Below are 21,471 nucleotides of genomic sequence, written 5' to 3' on the forward strand. Positions count from 1 at the left end.
CAATTGTTACTTTTGTTAACTGTAACGTTAATATGCAAACTTATATCTTGGTATTATTGGTTAAATTATTAACTATTTTCTTTTAAAAATCATACATCTTTTCCCAAAAATTGGCAACAAAAATCTGCCATTTCCCCTGTTAAAACTATTTTTGCCCCCGGATATTTCATATCTTCTGTACTAATTTTAGCTTCCAGCACTTTTTCAACTGCCTCTTCTACTGTTTTTGCCTCTTTCTCCAGTCCAAAGCTGCACCGCAGCATCAGGGCCGCTGCCATGATCATTCCCACGGGACTTACCTTCTGTTTTCCGATCAATGACTCATCTGGATAATGAAGCTGGTTAGGTGTATATAGTCCTTTTCCGGATACGGAAAGTTCTGCGGAACCAAAAAGTCCTGCAGTTCCAGTCAACCCGGTTCCTTCATCGGAGATAATATCCCCAAACAGATTGGCAGTAAAGATCACATCATATTCCCAGGGACGACGGATCAGTTTCAAGGCCGCAGAATCAATATATTCATGGCTCAGTTCCACCTCCGGGTACTCTTTTCCGATCTCTGTTACTGTTTTCCGCCACAATCTGGAGCTTCCCAGTACATTTGCCTTATCAAGACTTACCACCTTATTTCTTCTTCCTTTTGCCAGTTCAAAGGCAAAACGGGCCGTATCTTCCACGATCTTCTGATTATAATATTCGTATTCATAAGCTTCCGGGCCATGTACCCCCTTTCCTTTTACCTGTTCCGAGCATAATACTCCCCCTGCTATATCACGGACAAATAAATAATCAAGCCCGCCGGAAAGGGTATTTTTATTTAATGGTGAAAGCTCCATCAATGCCGGATATAGCCGCACCGGCCGCAGGTTGGTAGTAACTCCCAGCTCCTTTCGTAACTTAAGAAGGGCATATTCCGGGCGCTTGGTCAAAGGCTCATTTTTATATTTTTCCAGACCTGTATTTCCCAGAAGAACTGCATCTGCCTGAAGGCACTTTTTTAAAGACTCTTTTGGAAGAGGTTCTCCTGTTTCTTCTATAGAAGAAGAACAGGCCTTAACGTGAGTAATGTTAAGTACATGACCATATATTTCACACACTCTCTTTAAGACCTGCTCAGTTGCCTCTGTGATCTCCGGACCGATCCCGTCCCCCGGTATTACTGCTATATTTATTTCCATATTTTTCCATTTTCCTTTCTGCAAACATGTTTGGCTACATGTGCTGCCGTTGGCAGCGCAAGATAATCGCAAAAACCGCCCAGGACCGGTATCCGACCCATTACTGGTCGGACCGGTCCTGGGCGGTCACATTATTTATTCACTTATCATTCACTTATTCAGGATTAATATTTAACTTTTTCGTTGACTTATTCTTTAACTTAGGAAGATTAATTTGATTTTATTATAACACTTTTAACACGGTCATTTATTTCAGCATTAACATTGGATACAGAAAGCCGATCCATACAACCATCAGGGCACCGCCGATACGGGTGGAGATGGATGAGAATGCTAACAGGCTCATTCTGTCGCCTGCAGTCAGAACTGCCAGGTCACCGGAACCACCAATGTTGCAGCAGCAAAGTCCTGCTGTAATACCAGCTTCGTAGCCCCACAGGCCAAAGAGGTGTCCGAAGATGATCGCGCCAATGTAAGCGCCTAATACAGCCAGAACAATAATGACCAGAGCAGCCGGTGTAAAGTAGCTGATCATAGTCTCAATACTGATAGAGTTGATGCCGATACCTGCGATGATCGCCGGCAGCAGTCCCTTTAACATAAAGTTCATACCGTTTACAGTATAATTTGTGATCTTGTCTTCCATGATGCCGGTACATTTGATCACAACCGCGATGATGATCGCCCATGCAAGTCCTGCGATCACTTTGGTTCCAGGAAGCTTGCCTAAAATAGTTCCTAACAGATAGATGCCAAGGCAGATAAAGATACCGCCGCAGACTTTGGTAGGATCAGCACTGAGAGCCGGAAGCTGCTCAGATGCCTCTGTCTGCATAGTGCCTGCTCCACGAAGGATGCCCTGATTATCTTCAGGAGATACCATACCCATTTTTTTAAGGATCGGTTTGGAAAGAGCACACATCAGGATAGCAACTACGTTAGAAAGAGAAACATAGCATAAGAACATACCGGACATGCTCATCCAGTCTGTACCGGAAAGGTCAGTGTACAGAGTAGGGATCGTTACTAAAGCACCGCCGGAACCACCGGACATAGTTGGTGCGCCAATATCAAATACTGCATTTAAAGGTCCATAACCTGTGATCAGTCCGCCAAGGAAGCAGAAGCCCAGTGCAAATACCTGGGAGCCCAGGATCGCCGGCAGATAACGGGAAATAGCACCTAATAAGATCTTACGGTCCATATACAGGACGGAACCGCAAAGGAGAGCTGCGATATATACGTCCTGCAGACCATATTTCATAAGGATAGAAACACCTTTTACAGTGGTCTCTGGCAGAAGACCAAAGTAATTTAACAGTGCCGGTCCAAACATACAGAAGAGCACGGAACCACCTAAATAGCTGTTTACAACAGGAATACTGTTACCAAGCCAGAAGAACAGGCCGCCTACACTCATTAAAAACGCCAGAGTTCCTACCATTCCAACACCAGTAGTCTCACCGATTTTTACAGTTGGCATAAAACCGCCGTAAGTACAGATGATAATGACTAAAAACAACGGTACAAAGTACTTTGCTGAAAGTCCGCAGACTTTAAATTCCACTTTTTTACCCATATTTTTCCTCTTTCTACAGTCGTCCCCTCAAACAAGAGGGGACATATAGTATTTTGCTTATTCGTAAATCTTAGCTTCTTCTTCCCCTCTTACCACACGCATAGCGCCTTCGTAAAGAGCCTGGATCTCGCCTTCTCCCGGATAACGGTATACAGGTGCGATAAAGGATACTCTGTCTGTGATCCAGTCAGCCATACGCTTGGAATAAACGATACCGCCGGTCAGTGCGATTGCATCCACTCTGCCGTTTACAGTGGTAGCAAGAGCACCAACCTCTTTTGCGATCTGATATGCCATGGTCTCAAAAACCAGCTTTGCATACTCATCGCCGTTATCGATCATTGCTTCTACAGCTCTGGCATCATTGGTGCCTAAATGGCTTACAAATCCGCCCTTTCCTACCATGGTACGGTAAGCTTCTTCATAGGTTAAACCATGATTGTATGCCAGATCCAGCACATCTGCATTTGGCAGTCCTCCGGAACGCTCCGGTGACATTGGTCCGTCTCCGTCAAGACCATTGTTTACATCTACTACCTTGCCACAACGGTGCATGCCAACAGTAATACCACCGCCGATATGGCAGACGATCACATTTACCTCTTCATAAGTCTTTCCAAGGACTCTGGCAACCTTTCTGGCGATAGCTTTCTGGTTTAATACATGGAACTGGCAGACTCTTTTTACTTCTTTAAGACCTGTCATTCTTGCCCATGGCCACAGCTCATCTACGACTACCGGGTCTACGATATAGGATTTAATGCTTACACGGTCAGCCAGGTCTTTTCCAATAAGAGCACCCAGGTTGCAGGCATGTTCCTTTTTCGGATGCATCATTTCATCTACCATGATGTCATTTACTTCATAGGTACCACCTGGGATCGGGTGGAGAAGTCCGCCTCTTGCGGAAATACAGATCAGTTCATCCAGTTTGATACCCGCTTTATCAAGAACATTTAATATCTTTTCCAGGCGGTATTCCTTCTGGTCCTGCACATGGGCAAAGGGAGCCAGATCTTCGTGGGAATGCTGGATACTTTCCAGGTGGATAATCTCATCATTGCAGTAAACTGCAATCTTGGTGGATGTGGAACCTGGATTCAGGATCAATACTTTATCTTTCATGTAGGTACCTCTTTATTTCTTGTCCTTGTTTCCTGCGATCAGCAGAGCAAGGGCAATACTGTTTAACTTGGTTTCAGGTGCATCAGAACGGGAAGTAATGACAACTGGTGCTGCAGCTCCCATCAGTACGCCTGCAATCTCACATCTTGCCATGTATACCAGAGTCTTCCACATAATGTTTCCGCACTCGATATTTGGCATTAAAAGTACATCTGCATGGCCTGCAACCGGGCTCTTGATGCCTTTGTGACGGGCTGCATCTTCATTTAATGCATTGTCCAGTGCCAGAGGTCCGTCTACAGTGATGCCCTTAAACTGGCCTCTCTGGCTCATGATGGCCAGGGAAGCTGCATCCAGTGTAGGCTGCATGGAAGGATTTAATACCTCTACTGCACACACAGCTGCTGCCTTTGGATCTTCGATCTCCAGTGCCTGGCATACAGGAATGGTATTGTTGATCATGGCGATCTTTTCTTCCAGTGTTGGATACATGACCATAGCTGCGTCTGTCATAAGGATCAGACGGTCTAATTTTACAGAGTCAAATACAGCCACATGGCTTAAGATCTTGCCGGTACGAAGTCCCCATTCTTTATTTAATACAGCCCGCAGGAAATCCGCGGTTCCGATGAGACCTTTCATAACAAGCTGTGCTTCCCCGTTATGTACCAGTTTTACAGCCGCTTCTGCTGATTTTCTGATATCCGGTTCATTTACAATGGTTACTTTGTTTACATCCAGCTCGATCTCTTCTGCGATCTGGCGGATCTTTGCCTCATCACCGCAGAGAGTTGCCTCTGCGATCCCCATCTGTACCGCCTCTTTTACTGCTTCCAGAACAGGTCTGTCCTCTGCCGCAGCCACTGCGATCCTTTTTTTCTCTCTGGCTAACAGGCTGTCTCTTACTTCTCTTAATGATCTCATTTTCCAAGTCCTTTCTATATTTATGATCCTATCTGTTTTAACTCAGTTCTGCCGGATCTGTGATCACGCCCATAACAGCGGATGCAGCAGCTACTTCCGGTGATGACAGATATGCTTTTGCCTTTGGAGAACCATAGCGTCCTAAGAAGTTACGGTTGTTGGTTCCAAGAACTACCTCGTCATCTGAAAGCAGACCCATGGTACGTCCCTCACAGAAGGAGCAGTACGGCGGTGTTACCAGCGCTCCTGCTTCTACCAGCGTCTGGATATAGCCTTCCTTCATTGCCTCTTCCATAATGCTGTTGGAAGCGGGTGTTACGATGCATTTTACGTGAGAGCTGATCTTTTTACCCTTCATCACATTTGCTGCGATCTTCAGATCTTCCAAACGGCCATTGGTACAGGAACCGATAAATACCTGATCCAGTCTGACACCTTTCACCTCAGACAGTGGATGCACATTATCCACATATGGCGGACAGGATAATACTGGCTCTAAATCTTCTGCCTTATAAGTGAGAACTCTTTCATACTCAGCATCTTCATCTGCCTTTACCCAGGCAACGTCCTCATAATCTACGCCGCAGTAATCAGCGCATTTCTGGTCTGCTGCGAAAAGTCCTGCTTTTCCACCGCACTCTACAACCATGTTTGCAATGGTCATACGGCCGTCAATACCTAATGCATCAATGGCAGTTCCACAGAATTCCAGAGACTTATAGGTACCGCCTGCAGCTCCCAGATCTCCTAATACCCGAAGGATAATGTCCTTTGCGTATACATGAGGAGGAAGTACTCCGTCGATCTGGATCTTAATGCTGCTTGGAACTCTTAACCACATCTGGCCGGTTCCCCATACAGCTGCCATTTCTGTGTATCCAACACCGGTAGAGAAGCAGCCTACAGCACCGTAGGTAGGTGTGTGGGAGTCTGTTACAAATACAATGTCACCTGGCTTGGAATAGCCTAACTCAGGAACTAACTGGTGAACGATACCGCCGGTAGCGTGGAAATGGCGGATACCATACTCTTTTACCAGTTCATAACCGGCTTCCAGGCTTCGTGGGTCGCCCTCTAAGCAGGCTGGCATCAGATGATCGTGCATGATGACGATCTTATCTGTATTCCACACCTTGGTAAGTCCCATTTTCTTCATTTTATCCTGAAGGAAAGCGGTATAAATATCATGGATCACTACGCAGTCCGGCTCTACAACTACCAGATCTCCCGGCTTTACGCTTTTACCGCCAATGTGCTTCATAATGATCTTTTCAGCTAATGTATGTCCCATATTCTTACCCCCTTCCTATAACAGGCCTTTCTCTACTTTTTTCATAATGCTCTTTACCAGACCACCGTCCATGATGATGTGGTACAGATTTTCCGGAATTGCCGGGATCTTGTAAGTCTTTCCGTTGGCACTGATCTGCTGCTTATCCAGCTCTACTTTTACTGTATCTCCCTCATTTACATCATCTGGAAGATCCGGGCATTCCAGAAGTAGGATACCGTTATTAATAGCATTCCGGAAGAAAATACGTGCAAATGATTTTGCAATGACACAGTGTACGCCATTTGCTACCAGAACCTCTGCAGCCTGTTCTCTGGAAGAACCACAGCCAAAGTTATTTCCTGCTACGATCAGATCACCTTCACGAAGTTTAGCTGCCAGTTCCGGTCTTAAAGGCTCAAAGGCATGAACCTTGATCTCATCCATGGTTTCATAGTTTAAGTGCTGTGTTGGGATGATAATATCTGTGTCAATATCATTTCCAAACTTCCAGCAGCGTCCTTCAAATGTGAGAGAATGATTTTCTGTCTCTTCTTCCTCTGCTGCCGGTGCTTCTTCTTTATAACCTAAGGTTCCAAGAAGGGCTGCTTCTACAGCTGCTTTTGTGGAAGTCAGATAGGTCTTTGATGTGTCAAAGCCGGCATAACCAGGCTTATTTTCCAGATCATTAGATACCATAACTTCCGTTTTTCCAATACGTCCCTGAACTTCCGGATTTCCGCAGTGGTTGATCACAATTCCGCCAGCCTCTAAAATATCTGTAATATATCCGGCAGTTGCTGCCTTGATATAAGTGTCTGCATCAGAAGGTGCTACTACCAGGCGCAGTCCGTATGCGATCTTTCTTCCCTTTAACATAGAAGATACGGTTTCCAGATCTTTTAAATTGCCGCCGGTAGTTCCGCCGATAAATACGGATTTTACATCTGTCACCGGCAGTTCCTCTAATGCTGCAAACTCTTTATATCCTCCTGGAAAAGCAGTCAGTTCTTTTGTCTGTGCTGCATCAAATACAACATCTGTCTTTTCCTCTGCCTCTTTTTCCACTGTAACAGCAGTTGCTCCGGCTTTTTCAAGAACTCCGCAGAGAACCATTTTTTCAGACAGTTCCATATCCTCTAAGGTATCTCCTGTCAGGCTTAAAAGCTTTCCTGCTAAATTTTCTGCTCCCAGTTCTTTTACCAAGCTTAAAGCCAGATCTTTTGCAGAAAGTCCCTCTGGCAGTTTTCCAGTTAATTTTACTGTTTCTTTTAAAGCACCGTTTTCAGGTTCTTCTAACAGCAGTTCGCCGGTCTCTAATACCTGCTTTAACTGTGTCGGATCTGCGCAGGTGACCTGAGCGCCGATGGCGCCGGCTGCTCCCGCTGCCTTATCACAGGTGACAGCTCTCTGACCTGGTTTTAAAAGACCATCTGCAAGAAGCTTTCCGCACATTCCTTTTCCATAGTAAAATGGAATGTTTTCCTTTTCTGCCTTTTCTCTTAAGGCTTTATGTAGACCGGATACCTCCGGTGAATTGGGAGGTACGGTCTGATCAACTACAACTACGGTTGCTACTGCGGGTTTCTTTTCTGTTTTTAAAAATACCTGTGCAAGTTCATTATCCTGGATCACACACAGATCCACTTTCTGCATCTTCACATTTCCCATTTTTATTACCCCTCTGCCAGTTTTTTATACTCCTGGTACTTCTCCTTTGCATCCAGTTCTGCTTCTGCAAGAAGTTTTTCCGCTTCCTCCGGGAAGGTTCTTGTTAATGCGGAAAATCTTACTTCACCCATAAGGAAGTCTCTTAAGTTCAGAGTTGGCTCCTTGGAGTCCAGAACAAATGGATTTTTTCCTTCTTTCTTAAGGTCTGGATTATAGTGGTACAGGTTCCAGTAACCTGCTGCTACTGCTTCTTTTGCTTCCTGCTGTGCGCATCCCATGCCCTTTACAAGACCGTGGTTGATACATGGAGCATAGGCGATGATCAGGGACGGACCCTTGAATTCTTCTGCTTCTTTTAATACCTTTGCCAGCTGTGCAGGATTTGCACCCATAGCTACCTGGGCTACATAGCAGTAACCATACTGCATTGCCATCAGGCCTAAATCTTTCTTCTTTGTCTTCTTACCGGAAGCTGCAAACTGTGCAACTGCACCGATCTGTGTTGCCTTGGAAGCCTGACCGCCTGTATTGGAGTAAACTTCGGTATCTACAACCAGGATGTTTACGTCAGTTCCGCTTGCTAATACATGGTCCAAACCGCCAAAGCCGATATCATAAGCCCAGCCGTCGCCGCCGTACATCCACATGGATTTCTTGGACAGATGCTCCTTGTTGTTTAAGATATCTGCCTTGCGGTCAGCCTGCTCTCCTGTAAGTTCTGCTGCTTCTAATGCCTTAACCAGGTTTTCGCTTACTTCCATGGTCTTGTCGCCATCATTATAAGCATCAAACCATGCATCAATTGCTGCACTTAAAGATGCATCTACGCTATTTTCCTTCAGCTCTTTTACAACACCTGCAACTCTTTCTCTCTGCTGTGTCACTGCAAGGCACATACCAAGGGAAAATTCTGCGTTGTTCTCAAATAAGGAGTTGGAGAATGCCGGTCCAAAGCCCTTTTCATTGGTTGTATAAGGTACACAAGGAAGTGCTGCGCCCCATGCCTGTGTACAGCCGGTTGCATTTGCGATCACCATACGGTCACCAAACATCTGGGTCATCAGCTTTGCGTAAGGTGTTTCACCGCAGCCTGCACATGCGCCGGAGAACTCTAATAATGGAGTCTCAAACTGACTTCCCTTAACGGTATTCTTAGCCAGTGGATTTTTCTTCTTGGAAAGTTTTACTGCATAATTCCAGTTTTCGATCTCTGCTGCCTGGGAGTCTAATGGCTTCATGGTAAGAGCCTTTTCCTTAGCCGGGCATACCTGAACGCAGGCACCGCAGCCTAAGCAGTCTAATGGAGAAACCTGGATCCTGTAGGTGTATTCCTCTAAGCCTTTTCCAGTTGCCTTCTTTGTCTTAAATCCTTCTGGTGCATTTTCTGCTTCTGCTGCACTTACCAGAAATGGACGTACTGCTGCATGCGGGCACACATAAGAACACTGGTTACACTGGAGGCACTTGTCCGGATCCCATTCAGGAACATCTACTGCTGTTCCTCTCTTTTCATATTTAGAAGTACCAAGAGGTACGGTACCATCTTCTCTGCCTGTAAATGCACTGACTGGAAGGCTGTCACCCTTTAAGGAGTTAATCGGCAGCATAAGATTTTTTACAAATTCTGGAAGATTTTCATCTACCTTTGCTGTCTCCGGCTCTAAAGAAGCCCATTCTTCCGGAACCTTTACTTCTACCAGTCTCTGGTATCCGCAGTCAACTGCCTGATAGTTCATATTTACAACCTTTTCGCCCTTCTTTCCGTAGGACTTAAGGATGGCTTTCTTCATGTACTCTACTGCATCATCAAATGGGATCACATTTGCCAGTTTGAAGAAAGCTGACTGTAAAACTGCGTTGGTACGGTTTCCAAGTCCGATCTCCTTACCGATCTTTACTGCATTGATGATGTAAAATTTAATATGGTTTTCTGCAATGTAGCGCTTTACAGATGCTGGCAGATGCTTGTCCAGTTCATCTTCATTCCAGATGCAGTTTAATAAGAAAGTACCGCCTGGTTTACATTCCTGGACAATGTCATATTTCTGGATATAAGACTGATTGTGGCAGGCAACAAAGTCTGCATGGGATACCAGATAGCTTCCACGGATCGGCTTATGTCCGAAACGAAGATGGGAACGGGTAACACCGCCGGATTTCTTGGTATCATACTCAAAATATGCCTGAACATACATATCAGTGTGGTCACCGATGATCTTAATGGAGTTCTTGTTGGCACCAACTGTACCGTCTGAACCAAGTCCCCAGAACTTGCAGCTGATGGTTCCCTCTGCAACTACATCGATCGGTGCCCCTACAGCCAGTGAATGATGGGTCACATCATCATTGATACCTACTGTAAAGTGGTTTTTTGGCTCTTCTGCTTCCAGGTTGTTAAATACTGCTTCAATCTGGTTTGCAGTAACATCTTTAATAGAAAGACCATATCTGCCTGCGTATACACGGATATTTCTGCCGGACTCTGCAATAGCACTGCAAACGTCCAGATACAGAGGTTCGCCTAAAGAACCTGGCTCCTTGGTACGGTCCATAACTGCAATACGCTTTACAGTCTCAGGAATTGCAGAAAGGAAATGCTTAATGGAGAATGGACGGTACAGATGTACCTGTAAATATCCGGTCTTTCTGCCATGTGCATTTAAGTAATCAACGGTCTCACGGATCACACCATCTACAGATCCCATTGCAATGATCACTTCTTCTGCATCCGGACATCCGTAGTAGTTAAACAGGTGATAATCTCTTCCTGTGATCTTGTTGATCTCTCCCATGTAGTTTTCAACGATCTCAGGGATCGCCTCATAATATGGGTTTGCTGCTTCACGATACTGGAAGTATACGTCCGGGTTCTGTACGGTACTTCTCTGTACAGGACGCTCCGGATTTAAGGATCTCTTGCGGAATGCATCCAGTGCATCTCTGTCTAAGAGTCTGTCTAAATCTGCATAATCCATTACTTCTACTTTCTGAATCTCGTGGGAAGTACGGAAACCATCGAAGAAATGAAGGAAAGGAACGCGGCCCTTAATAGCTGCCAGGTGGGCAACGCCGGCCAGATCCATGATCTCCTGAACGGTACTGCTGCAAAGCATTGCAAAACCGGTCTGTCTGGTTGCCATTACATCAGAGTGCTCTCCGAAAATGGAGAATGCGTGGGTTCCTACGGAACGGGCACTTACATGAAGGACACCTGGGTGTAACTGACCGGAAATACGGTACATTGGCGGGATCATAAGGAGCAGGCCCTGGGATGCTGTGTAGCTGGTTGCCAGTGCGCCGGACTCCAGTGCGCCGTGCATAGCGCCGCAGGCGCCAGCCTCAGACTGCATTTCTACCAGTTTGACTCTCTGTCCAAACAGGTTTTTCTTACCTGCTGCAGACCAGGCATCTACATGCTCTGCCATTGGTGAAGAAGGGGTAATGGGGTAAATGGTAGCTACTTCTGTAAATGCATAAGACACATAAGCAGCGGCTTCATTACCATCCATTGTTTTCATCAATTTTTTCTGTTTCTCTTCCATCATTTTCCTCCTGAGATTCGTGAATGCCTTTATGGTATGGGGTTTTTAAATCTACTTGGCAATATTTCTAAATACGTTTCTACCGTGGCATTCTGTATGGTAATATTTCTGTACTCACTGTTTTAAGGGTGTTACTTTTCCGGCTCAAGTTCTTCAAAAAGTTCTACTGCCGGTATAATTGCTGATGCACCATAGTAAAAGAAAACCAGTCTTAAAACTTCGCCGACCTCATCCATGGTGGCACCTTTTTTCACTGCCAGTTCGCCGTGTGTTTTAATCGTCACAGCATTTCCTGCGCAGCATCCCATAAGCATTAACATCAGTTCCATGTATTTAGCCGGAACATGTGTTATATCCTGTTTGCAGATCGCGAACTGCTGGCTGAATGCCTGGAGCAGTTTTGGATCATTTGCCATTTTTTTGTGGATAGAAAGAACGTTTCCGCCTCTCTGCTCCTTTAACCGTTCCAGGATCTCTTCTGCCTGGGCGATCTTTTCTTTATTTTCCTGTTTCATGGTATGTACTCCTTTTGATTGTCTGTTCCTTTCTGTACCCACGGAATGCGGGTACGAAAACATTACCTTTACTGATACTTCTTCTGTAAAAATGCCGGGGCAAGTTCAGGAAACAGAGCGTATGTCATAACATCTTCTTCTGTTCTTGCAAAGCCTGCTGCTTCTGCTTTTGCTTTCTCCCATCCAGGAGCGATCAGGCTTCCCGGACGTTCTGTGATCATTTTGTCATTTCCTAAAACAGCTGCCTTCAGTTCCGGTGCGATCTCACCAGCCGGACGTCCGTACATGCCGCGGATGTAAGTTTTGCTCTCATTGGAGATCATCTTGTATCTCTGTCCCGTAAGGACGTTAATAGTTGCCTGGGCGCCTACCATCTGAGCAAACGGAGTTGCTAAAGGCGGATAACCGAAATCTTTATGTACCTTATGGACTTCCTCAAATACTTCATTAATGCGGTTTTCTGCATTCATGCCTTTTAACTGGCTTTCCAGGTTAGAAAGCATTCCGCCTGGGATCTGATGTTTTAAAACACTGATATCTACACCTGTACGCTTGCTTGCAAATTCTTTGTATTTTTCACGCAGCTTCATGAAATAATCATTGATCTCTGCCAGAAGGTCCATATCCAGATGAGGATCAAAGCCTGTTCCCTTTAAGCAGGTAACAATACTTTCAACCGGCGGATGGGCAGGGCCAAGAGAAAGAGCAGATACATCGCAATCTACGGTACAGGCACCGGCTTTAATGGCTTCCCAATAACAGATATCCGCCATACCGCCGATACAGTGTGCATGGAAATGAACCGGAAGACCTACTTCTTTGCGGATCGCTCTGATCACATCCGATACCTGCTTGGGGTTCATCATTCCGGCCATATCTTCTACATGAATGACTTTTACGCCCAATGCTGCATAATCCTTTGCCATCTGTACATATTTTTCTAACGTATGTACCGGGCTTATGGTGTAGCAGATATTTGCTTCTGCTGTTTTTCCGTTTTTAAGCACTGCCTTAATGGCTGTCTCTGTATTTCTCACATCGTTTAAACCATCAAATACCAGGAACTTATCAATTCCGGCTTTTGCTGCCAGTTCTACGAATTTTTCTACCACATCATCGGGATACTGTTTGTAGCCGATCAGGTTCTGTCCACGGAGGAGCATTCTCAGCGGTGTCTTCTTACACAGCTTCTTAAATTCCCTTACCCGTTCCCAGGGATCATCTCCTAAATAGCGGATAGCAACATCAAAAGTTGCACCGCCCCACATTTCCATACATTCATATCCAACCTCATCCATCTTCGGCAGGATCGGGAGCATATCCTGTGTGCGGATCCTGGTTGCTAAAAGGGACTGCTGGCCGTCACGCCACTCTACACTGCTGATCCTAATCGGTCTTTCAGGAACTGTTTCTTTTGCTGTTTTCCAGAAAAACATTCTGCACCTCCATTTACATGTTTTATGTGTTTTCACTGGTTTTCATTCTCTTTAAGTTAATATATTAATTTAATTTATTCGATGTTTAGTTAAGTTATTAACTTGTTTCTGAGCAAACTATACATCTTTTCTCATTAAATAGCAATAGTAAATGCTTATTTTTTTGTTTTTTGGATATTTTGCACAGTTTTTGTGCTTTGATTTAGTTGATATTTTAATGTTACTTGTTAACTTAAGTTAATTTATTAACTTCTTATGTCTTTTTAATTGCTTTTATATGGGGCGTATGATATGATAAATACAGAATAAAAAGAACAGACCAGAAAAGAGGTTTTTTATGCCTACGTTAAAAGATGTAGCTGCGCTGGCAGGCGTTTCAGCCGCTACTGTATCCTTATATTTGAACGGAAAATCTGCAGGAAGGATCTCCCAGCAGAAACAAAAAGAAATAGAAGAAGCTTTAAAGCAGTTAAGTTACCAGCCCTCATCTGCCTCCAGGCAACTAAAAGAGTTGGGCACTTCCCCCCTTATATACACAGTTGCTGTATACTGGGCAGCTGACCCACGATCTGCCCTTTTAGGAAAAGTTATGGCCGGGATCCAGTCATCTCTTGCCAAAAACCAGATGACCAACTGCAATATTGTGATCTGCCCATTTAAGCCAAATGAACTGTACAAAGAAAAGGGACTGATCGACCCGAAGCTGTACAACTACGATGCTGCTATCATCGCAAATACTGCCGTAATGGACATGCAGTACTTAGACAGTATTATGCCGCCTATCCCCGTGGTCCTTTTAAACAGACGTTCTGATCAGTACAGCTATGTTTCCATCAACAACCAGAAAATGGGTGCCTCTCTTGCTGATATGATCGCAGACCGGGGCTTTAAAAGCGTGTCTGTTTTCCGTTCCCAGTCTCCTTACCTGGCTGTGGATGACCGTGTTACCGGTTTTATCAATGGCTGCCGTGCCAAAGGGGTGGACATGCCAAATCATGCCTTATTTTACACAGATAATTCTACAGACGGCGGTATCCAGGCTGCTGCAGAATTTCTCAAGTTAAGTGAACGTCCGGATGTAGTCTTCTGCGACTCCGACTCCATTGCCTTAGGAGCACTCTACGCTTTCTACCAGGCCGGCGTCCGTATCCCAAAAGACCTGTCCGTCATAAGCATCGGGCTCCACCACTCATCCACCAGTAAATGCTCTATCCCTCCATTAACTGTATCCGAAGTTCCGCTGACACAGATGGCAGAAGGCTGTATGGACTATGTGATCCGCGCTTTGACAGATAAATCCTATGCTGCAGATCCAGAGCCGGTACATGTGGAACTGGAAACGAAGATCATTGTGAGGGAGTCGTTTCAGTAAAATGCCGTAAACAAAAAAGCTATTGCAAATTGACTTCACATCATCACTTTGCAATAGCTTTCTTTATACTGTATCTAAGTATCTGATTTTAATATACCTGACTGATTAAATCTTAGTTCTCATTCATCTTAGCCAGTTTTGCAGCCTGATCTGCAGCGATCAGGTTGTCTAACAGTTCCTGGATATCACCGTTCATAATAGAATCGATCTTATATAAGGTCAGCTTAATTCTATGGTCGGTCACACGGCCCTGTGGGAAGTTGTAGGTACGGATCTTCTCGGAACGGTCTCCGGTACCGATCTGGCTGCGGCGTTCTTCTGCCTCGGAGTTCTGGCGTTTTTCCAGCTCTAAGTCGTACAGTTTGGAACGTAACAGTCGGAATGCTTTTTCCTTGTTCTGCAGCTGTGACTTCTCTGTCTGGCTGTAGATAACGATACCAGTCGGTATATGGGTCAGACGTACTGCGGAGTCAGTGGTGTTGACACACTGTCCACCGTTACCAGACGCACGCATTACGTCAATACGGCAGTCATTCATGTCGATCTGAACATCTACTTCTTCTGCTTCCGGCATAACTGCTACCGTTGCTGTAGAGGTATGGATACGGCCGCCGGACTCTGTCTCAGGCACACGCTGTACACGATGTACACCACTCTCGTATTTTAACTTAGAATAAGCGCCTTTTCCTGTGACCATAGCCACAACTTCCTTAAAGCCGCCAATACCATTTTCATTGATACTGATGATCTCTACTTTCCAGTGCTGGCTGTCTGCGTAGTTGGAATACATACGGTAAAGCTCAGCTGCGAAAAGAGCTGCCTCATCGCCGCCTGCGCCTGCACGGATCTCCAGGATAATGTTCTTGTCATCGTTCGGGTCTTTTGGAAGAAGAAGGATCTTTAATTCATGCTCCAGCTCCTCAATGCGCTTCTTTGCATCGGATAATTCCTCCTTTGCCATTTCACGCATTTCCTCGTCATTTTCTTCCTCTAACATTGCCAGACTGTCCTCTACGTCCTGCTTTGCCTGCTTATACTGCTTATAAGCTTCTACGATCGGTGCCAGTTCAGCCTGCTCCTTCATCAGCTTGGTAAAACGTTTGGTATCCTGGGTCACATCCGGGTCCCCAAGCATACGCATCAGTTCTTCATAATGGATCAACATATCATCCAGTTTATCAAACATAATCTTCACTTCTCCTTCCTGGCACATACCACCCGGTCGTTTCCAGCCATATCCCGGACAGTCCTACGCCCACTAAATCCCATTGCTTCAAATATTTCTGTTACATCCTTTGCCTGATCCCAGCCGATCTCCATATAGATGCTTCCGCCGTTTTTCAGGTATTTTTTTCCTTCTTCTGCTAAAATGCGGTAAAATTTCAGTCCGTCCGGCTCACCGTCTAAGGCCATCCGTGGCTCATGATCTTTTACCTCCGGCTCCAGTCCCTCGATCACCTGACTGGGGATATAGGGGGGATTGGATACGATCACATTATACTGCTTTTCTGGATTCAAAGCAGAAAACATATCACTTTTTATAAATTTCACTGGCTGATCCAGAAGTTTTTCCCCATTGAATCTTGCCACCTTTAACGCTTCTTCTGACAGATCAAGAGCTGTTACGTCTGTATAGCCCCCAAGCTTTGCCAGACTGATAGCAATGCAGCCGGAACCGGTGCATACATCTAAAAGGGAAATATTTTTCTCTTTGTGTTCGCTTAATACCAGTTCTACCAGAGTTTCTGTATCCTGCCTTGGGATCAGAACGTGTTCATTTACATAAAATTCCAGTCCCATAAATTCCTGGACACCTGTAAGCTGCTGAAGAGGGATACGCATTTCCCGTTTGCTTATCAGTTCCCGGTATTTTTCTATTTTTTTCAGTGTATCCGGATCTGCATCTGTTCCATTTATTCCATTTTCCGCTCCCGTAAGGGGACGGTCCCGTTTTACAAGAAAGGAGGCAAAATTCATGTCAAATACATCCAATAAAAGAAAACGTGCATCTAAAAGCGGGTCAGGAACACCTGCTTTTTCCAGCTTTTCTTTTCCTTCTTCTAAAAGAGTCCCAAGGGTCATTTTCATGCCTGTTCCTCTTTCTTCTCCCAGCCTGGGAAATTTTCATCCAAATAGGCACGCCAGTCAAATACTGCTTCTACAGCAGCGATGGCTACCTCGATCATGGTATCATCCGGCTCTTTGGTGGTCAGTCCCTGCATCCACATGCCAGGGCGGCTTAAAATATCTACCAGTTTGGAATCATGCTTTCCTGCAAAACTTAAAAATTCATAGGAAACACCTGCGATCACCGGGATCAGCACGATACGGCTTACGATGCGCAGCCAAATGGTATCAGTACGGATCACCACGAAAAACAGGATGCTGATGACCATAACGATCATAATAAAACTGGTGCCGCAGCGCTTGTGCTCCTTGGAGCTGGCCCGCACATTGGCTACATTCAGTTCCAGACCATGTTCAATGCAGTTAATGCATTTATGTTCGGAACCATGGTACATAAAGGTCCGTTTAATATCTTCCATGCGGGATACCATTTTTATATAAATAACGAAAATAGCAATACGGATAAATCCTTCTAAGATGGCCATCACAGTATGGGACGGGATCACTTTTTTACATATATTGGAAATAAACATAGGCAGCAGCATGAATATACCGATCGCCATGATAAAGGAAAAGATCATAACAACGGTCATAAGGATGCTTTCTAATTTCTCGCCAAATACCTTATCCAGCCACTGTTCAAAGCGGCTTTCTTTTGCATCTTCGTCATCTTCAAAGAAGCTGCAGGACCAGGTAAGTGCCCTCATGCCTACGATCATGGAATCTGCAAATTTAAACACGCCTCTGATAAAGGGAATACCTAAAAATGGATACTTTTTTGTTACGCTTCTGTAAGTATCTTTTTTAACCTCGATCTCTCCATCGGGTTTACGGACGGCTACTGCATAGTTTTCACCATTCTGCATCATAATGCCTTCGATCACTGCCTGTCCGCCAATTCCTGAATATTTCATCTATGCATTACCTTTCAATTTTAACGCAAAGGGGCTGAGCTGCAAAAGCTCAACCCCTTAAATTCTCTCTTATAATTACTGAGCATTGATGCCGTACTTACGATTGAACTTATCAATACGTCCACGAGCTGCAGCAGCCTTCTGCTGGCCAGTGTAGAATGAATGGCACTTGGAGCAAACCTCCACATGGATGTCCTTCTTGGTAGAACCAGTTACGAACTCGTTGCCACAGTTGCAAACTACCTTTGCCTGGTAGTAATTTGGATGGATTCCTTCTCTCATTTTATTCACCTCTCTGATATAATTTGCGGTTTCCGACCGCGGCCTGTATGCCAATCTGCCTCTGTACACTGCAGGCAGCCGGTAGGTACCGTCACCAGAACGCACAGATATCAGCATCTTTTAAGTTATACGCATCCTTCCCGCAAGGTTCTGACTCACGCGAATGCTAAAACTGCTTGTCTCAGGGCATAAATATATTGTATCTCTGGACAGCTATATCAGTATAGCATAGTTTATCCACATTGACAAGAGAAAATATTGAATTTATACACAAAAAAACCTGAGCATTTCTGCTCAGGCTAAATATATATTTTACATACCTTCAAAACCACATATTGAACTGTTGATCTTCCGAATACTTACAACCTTTGTTTTCCCTAAACCTTATTGGTCAAGCCCTCGACCGATTAGTATCAGTCAGCTCCATGCATTACTGCACTTCCACCTCTGACCTATCTACCTCGTCGTCTTCAAGGGGTCTTACTACTTGCGTATGAGATATCTCATCTTGAGGGGGGCTTCACGCTTAGATGCCTTCAGCGTTTATCCCGTCCGGGCTTGGCTACCCTGCCATGGAGTTGGCACTCCAACAGGTACACCAGCGGCCCGTCCATCCCGGTCCTCTCGTACTAAGGACAGCTCCTCTCAAATATCTTACGCCCGCGCCGGATAGGGACCGAACTGTCTCACGACGTTCTGAACCCAGCTCGCGTACCGCTTTAATGGGCGAACAGCCCAACCCTTGGGACCTGCTACAGCCCCAGGATGCGATGAGCCGACATCGAGGTGCCAAACCACTCCGTCGATGTGAACTCTTGGGAGTGATAAGCCTGTTATCCCCAGGGTAGCTTTTATCCGTTGAGCGATGGCAATCCCACTTTCATACCACCGGATCACTAAGTCCTAGTTTCCTACCTGCTCCACCCGTCGGTGTCGCAGTCAAGCTCCCTTATGCCTTTGCACTCTTCTAATGGTTTCCAACCATTATGAGGGAACCTTTGAGCGCCTCCGATACCCTTTCGGAGGCGACCGCCCCAGTCAAACTCCCCGCCTGACATTGTCCCCCAGCCGGTTCACGGCTGCAGGTTAGAAATCCAATACCGCAAGGGTGGTATCCCAACAGCGACTCCCTACAAACTGGCGTTCATAGTTCTCAGTCTCCCACCTATCCTGTACATGCAGTACCGAATCCCAGTATCAAGCTGGAGTAAAGCTCCATGGGGTCTTTCCGTCCTGGCGCAGGTAACCAGCATCTTCACTGGTATTTCAATTTCACCGGGTGCATTGTCGAGACAGCGCTCAAATCATTACGCCTTTCGTGCGGGTCGGAACTTACCCGACAAGGAATTTCGCTACCTTAGGACCGTTATAGTTACGGCCGCCGTTTACTGGGGCTTCAATTCAGAGCTTCGCTTGCGCTAACCCCTCCTCTTAACCTTCCAGCACCGGGCAGGCGTCAGCCCATATACCTCACCTTACGGTTTTGCATAGACCTGTGTTTTTGCTAAACAGTTGCTTGAGCCTATTCTCTGCGGCCTGGTTTCCCAGGCACCCTTTCTCCCGAAGTTACAGGGTCATTTTGCCGAGTTCCTTAACAATGCTTCTCCCGCCGGCCTTAGGATTCTCTCCTCATCTACCTGTGTCGGTTTACGGTACGGGCACGTATCACACAATAGCGGCTTTTCTTGACAGCCGGAATCGCACACTTCGCTACTTAAATTCGCTCCGCATCACAGCTTCGGATTGTTAAGCGGATTTGCCAACTTAACTCCTACCCTGCTTGCCCCGGTCTTTCCATTCCCGGGATGTGCTGTCCTTCTGTGTCCCCACAGTTCTGATGATACGCGGTACAGGAATCTCAACCTGTTGTCCATCGGCTACGCTTCTCAGCCTTACCTTAGGCCCCGACTTACCCAGAGCAGATCAGCTTTACTCTGGAAACCTTGGATATTCGGCCTGGAGGATTCCCACCTCCATCTCGCTACTCATTCCGGCATTCTCTCTTCTTAAAAGTCCACAGCTCCTTATCGGTACTGCTTCATTCCTTTAAGAATGCTCCTCTACCAATGTATTTCTACATTCCTAAGCTTCGGTGTTGTGTTTTAGCCCCGGACATTTTCGGCGCAGGACCTCTCGACTAGTGAGCTATTACGCACTCTTTGAATGTGTGGCTGCTTCTAAGCCAACATCCTAGTTGTCTCTGAAATCCCACATCCTTTTCCACTTAACACACACTTTGGGACCTTAGCTGTAGGTCTGGGCTCTTTCCCTTTTGACTGCCCAACTTATCTCGTGCAGTCTGACTCCCGTACATCATTTATGCGGCATTCGGAGTTTGATATCCCTTGGTAAGCTTTGACGCCCCCTTAGGAATTCAGTGCTCTACCTCCGCTAAACTAATACGGGGCTAGCCCTAAAGCTATTTCGAGGAGAACCAGCTATCTCCGGGTTCGATTGGAATTTCTCCCCTATCCACACCTCATTCCCACCCTTTTCAACGGATGTGGATCCGGACCTCCACGGAATTTTACTTCCGCTTCATCCTGGACATGGATAGGTCACCCGGTTTCGGGTCTGCCTGTGCTGACTTTACGCCCATTTGAGACTTGGTTTCCCTTCGGCTCCATGGCTGTACCATTTAACCTTGCCAGCACCGGCAACTCGCCGGACCGTTCTACAAAAAGTACGCGGTTGATGGCTATGTACTCGCCTATTCCCGCGAAGCAGTGTGGTTGGTATGGCAGTGAGTGCATGGACATTCACGCAGGCGTAGTGGTCTACGCCGAGTAAATGGACGCCGCAATCGCTGTCATAACGGCCGCAATGCTCGTGGAGATAGGTGAGTACATAGACACATCTCCCACAGCTTGTAAACACAGGGTTTCAGGTTCTCTTTCACTCCCCTCCCGGGGTCCTTTTCACCTTTCCTTCACAGTACTATGCGCTATCGGTCACTAAGGAGTATTTAGCCTTGGAGGGTGGTCCCTCCGACTTCCCGCAAGGTTTCTCGTGTCTCGCGGTACTCTGGATCCTGCCGCTGCCTGCTGTTTTCATGTACGGGGCTTTCACCCTCTCTGGCCTGCCTTCCCAGGCAGTTCCATTAACAGATCGGCTCACTTATGCAGTCCTTAACCCCAGCATGCACGCACGCTGGTTTGGGCTCTTCCGGGTTCGCTCGCCGCTACTTCCGGAATCGATGTTTCTTTCTCTTCCTCCGGCTACTTAGATGTTTCAGTTCACCGGGTTCCCTCTGTATGGCTATGTATTTACCATACAGTGACTGAGGTCTTCTCAGCCGGGTTTCCCCATTCAGATATCTCCGGATCAAAGGATATTTGCCCCTCCCCGAAGCTTTTCGCAGCTTATCACGTCTTTCATCGGCTCTTAGTGCCAAGGCATCCACCCTGCGCTCTTATTAGCTTGACCAATTGACTTTCGTTCGCGGGAGCAAACTACTCATCTCAGATATATAGCGTTATATCTTTTGGTCTGGGTTGTTTACAAAATTTGTTGTATTGTTTTCCATATAACCTCTC

At 45.9% G+C, this 21,471-nt stretch carries 14 protein-coding genes and 1 rRNA gene; 1 reads left to right on the forward strand and 14 read right to left on the reverse strand.

Features of this window, described 5'->3' with window-relative positions:
- Positions 1-89: 89 nt before the first annotated feature.
- The 9 genes from leuB to DW251_RS02640 all read right to left on the reverse strand — a co-directional run bounded on the left by leuB (position 90) and on the right by DW251_RS02640 (position 13,240).
- Positions 90-1,178, reverse strand: coding sequence for a 3-isopropylmalate dehydrogenase (gene leuB, locus DW251_RS02600; RefSeq protein WP_118300131.1), 1,089 nt, complete (start codon positions 1,176-1,178; stop codon positions 90-92).
- 247 nt (positions 1,179-1,425) lie between these two features.
- Positions 1,426-2,757 (reverse strand): 2-hydroxycarboxylate transporter family protein, encoded by a 1,332-nt coding sequence (locus DW251_RS02605; RefSeq protein WP_021869385.1) that lies wholly within the window; start codon positions 2,755-2,757, stop codon positions 1,426-1,428.
- Between the two features lie 57 nt (positions 2,758-2,814).
- Complete coding sequence (buk, locus tag DW251_RS02610; RefSeq protein ID WP_118300132.1) at positions 2,815-3,882, reverse strand: butyrate kinase; 1,068 nt, start codon at positions 3,880-3,882, stop codon at positions 2,815-2,817.
- Positions 3,883-3,894: 12 nt separating this feature from the next.
- On the reverse strand, positions 3,895-4,806 hold the full coding sequence (locus DW251_RS02615) for a phosphate butyryltransferase (protein WP_021869387.1): 912 nt from the start codon (positions 4,804-4,806) through the stop codon (positions 3,895-3,897).
- Positions 4,807-4,843: 37 nt separating this feature from the next.
- Positions 4,844-6,097, reverse strand: a complete 1,254-nt coding sequence (locus DW251_RS02620) for a 3-isopropylmalate dehydratase large subunit (RefSeq protein ID WP_021869388.1) — start codon at positions 6,095-6,097, stop codon at positions 4,844-4,846.
- A 15-nt stretch (positions 6,098-6,112) separates the two neighbouring features.
- The gene (locus DW251_RS18545) at positions 6,113-7,747 is read right to left on the reverse strand and encodes an aconitase family protein (RefSeq protein ID WP_118300133.1); all 1,635 of its coding nucleotides are present in this window, start codon (positions 7,745-7,747) and stop codon (positions 6,113-6,115) included.
- Between the two features lie 5 nt (positions 7,748-7,752).
- Entirely contained in the window at positions 7,753-11,289 is a 3,537-nt protein-coding gene (gene nifJ, locus DW251_RS02630; RefSeq protein WP_118300134.1) for a pyruvate:ferredoxin (flavodoxin) oxidoreductase, read from the reverse strand.
- A gap of 131 nt (positions 11,290-11,420) precedes the next feature.
- Positions 11,421-11,804 (reverse strand): carboxymuconolactone decarboxylase family protein, encoded by a 384-nt coding sequence (locus tag DW251_RS02635; protein ID WP_021869391.1) that lies wholly within the window; start codon positions 11,802-11,804, stop codon positions 11,421-11,423.
- A 68-nt stretch (positions 11,805-11,872) separates the two neighbouring features.
- Entirely contained in the window at positions 11,873-13,240 is a 1,368-nt protein-coding gene (locus DW251_RS02640) for a pyruvate carboxylase subunit B (protein ID WP_021869392.1), read from the reverse strand.
- A gap of 337 nt (positions 13,241-13,577) precedes the next feature.
- Between DW251_RS02640 and DW251_RS02645 the strand changes: the two genes are divergently transcribed.
- Positions 13,578-14,612, forward strand: coding sequence for a LacI family DNA-binding transcriptional regulator (locus tag DW251_RS02645; RefSeq protein ID WP_118300136.1), 1,035 nt, complete (start codon positions 13,578-13,580; stop codon positions 14,610-14,612).
- A 112-nt stretch (positions 14,613-14,724) separates the two neighbouring features.
- Here the strand turns inward: DW251_RS02645 and prfA are convergent, their stop codons facing one another.
- The 5 genes from prfA to DW251_RS02670 all read right to left on the reverse strand — a co-directional run bounded on the left by prfA (position 14,725) and on the right by DW251_RS02670 (position 21,361).
- Positions 14,725-15,798, reverse strand: a complete 1,074-nt coding sequence (prfA, locus tag DW251_RS02650) for a peptide chain release factor 1 (protein WP_118300137.1) — start codon at positions 15,796-15,798, stop codon at positions 14,725-14,727.
- Between the two features lie 5 nt (positions 15,799-15,803).
- Positions 15,804-16,700, reverse strand: a complete 897-nt coding sequence (gene prmC, locus DW251_RS02655) for a peptide chain release factor N(5)-glutamine methyltransferase (protein ID WP_347474606.1) — start codon at positions 16,698-16,700, stop codon at positions 15,804-15,806.
- A complete protein-coding gene (locus tag DW251_RS02660) occupies positions 16,697-17,653 on the reverse strand; it encodes a DUF1385 domain-containing protein (RefSeq protein ID WP_118300138.1) in 957 nt (318 codons plus the stop codon). The genes prmC and DW251_RS02660 overlap by 4 nt, the downstream gene beginning before the upstream one ends.
- Positions 17,654-17,728: 75 nt before the next feature.
- Complete coding sequence (rpmE, locus tag DW251_RS02665) at positions 17,729-17,935, reverse strand: 50S ribosomal protein L31 (protein WP_021869397.1); 207 nt, start codon at positions 17,933-17,935, stop codon at positions 17,729-17,731.
- Positions 17,936-18,322: 387 nt separating this feature from the next.
- Positions 18,323-21,361 (reverse strand): 23S ribosomal RNA (locus DW251_RS02670).
- Positions 21,362-21,471: the final 110 nt, after the last annotated feature.

It is taken from the genome of Clostridium sp. AM22-11AC (genome assembly GCF_003473545.1).
GTDB lineage: Bacteria > Bacillota > Clostridia > Lachnospirales > Lachnospiraceae > Enterocloster.

What these genes read in the sequence shown, in the direction of transcription:
- leuB (WP_118300131.1), bottom strand. Translation starts at nt 1,178, where the DNA reads ATGGAAATAAATATAGCAGTAATACCGGGGGACGGGATCGGTCCGGAG.
- DW251_RS02605 (WP_021869385.1), bottom strand. Translation starts at nt 2,757, where the DNA reads ATGGGTAAAAAAGTGGAATTTAAAGTCTGCGGACTTTCAGCAAAGTAC.
- buk (WP_118300132.1), bottom strand. Translation starts at nt 3,882, where the DNA reads ATGAAAGATAAAGTATTGATCCTGAATCCAGGTTCCACATCCACCAAG.
- DW251_RS02615 (WP_021869387.1), bottom strand. Translation starts at nt 4,806, where the DNA reads ATGAGATCATTAAGAGAAGTAAGAGACAGCCTGTTAGCCAGAGAGAAA.
- DW251_RS02620 (WP_021869388.1), bottom strand. Translation starts at nt 6,097, where the DNA reads ATGGGACATACATTAGCTGAAAAGATCATTATGAAGCACATTGGCGGT.
- DW251_RS18545 (WP_118300133.1), bottom strand. Translation starts at nt 7,747, where the DNA reads ATGGGAAATGTGAAGATGCAGAAAGTGGATCTGTGTGTGATCCAGGAT.
- nifJ (WP_118300134.1), bottom strand. Translation starts at nt 11,289, where the DNA reads ATGGAAGAGAAACAGAAAAAATTGATGAAAACAATGGATGGTAATGAA.
- DW251_RS02635 (WP_021869391.1), bottom strand. Translation starts at nt 11,804, where the DNA reads ATGAAACAGGAAAATAAAGAAAAGATCGCCCAGGCAGAAGAGATCCTG.
- DW251_RS02640 (WP_021869392.1), bottom strand. Translation starts at nt 13,240, where the DNA reads ATGTTTTTCTGGAAAACAGCAAAAGAAACAGTTCCTGAAAGACCGATT.
- DW251_RS02645 (WP_118300136.1), top strand. Translation starts at nt 13,578, where the DNA reads ATGCCTACGTTAAAAGATGTAGCTGCGCTGGCAGGCGTTTCAGCCGCT.
- prfA (WP_118300137.1), bottom strand. Translation starts at nt 15,798, where the DNA reads ATGTTTGATAAACTGGATGATATGTTGATCCATTATGAAGAACTGATG.
- prmC (WP_347474606.1), bottom strand. Translation starts at nt 16,700, where the DNA reads ATGAAAATGACCCTTGGGACTCTTTTAGAAGAAGGAAAAGAAAAGCTG.
- DW251_RS02660 (WP_118300138.1), bottom strand. Translation starts at nt 17,653, where the DNA reads ATGAAATATTCAGGAATTGGCGGACAGGCAGTGATCGAAGGCATTATG.
- rpmE (WP_021869397.1), bottom strand. Translation starts at nt 17,935, where the DNA reads ATGAGAGAAGGAATCCATCCAAATTACTACCAGGCAAAGGTAGTTTGC.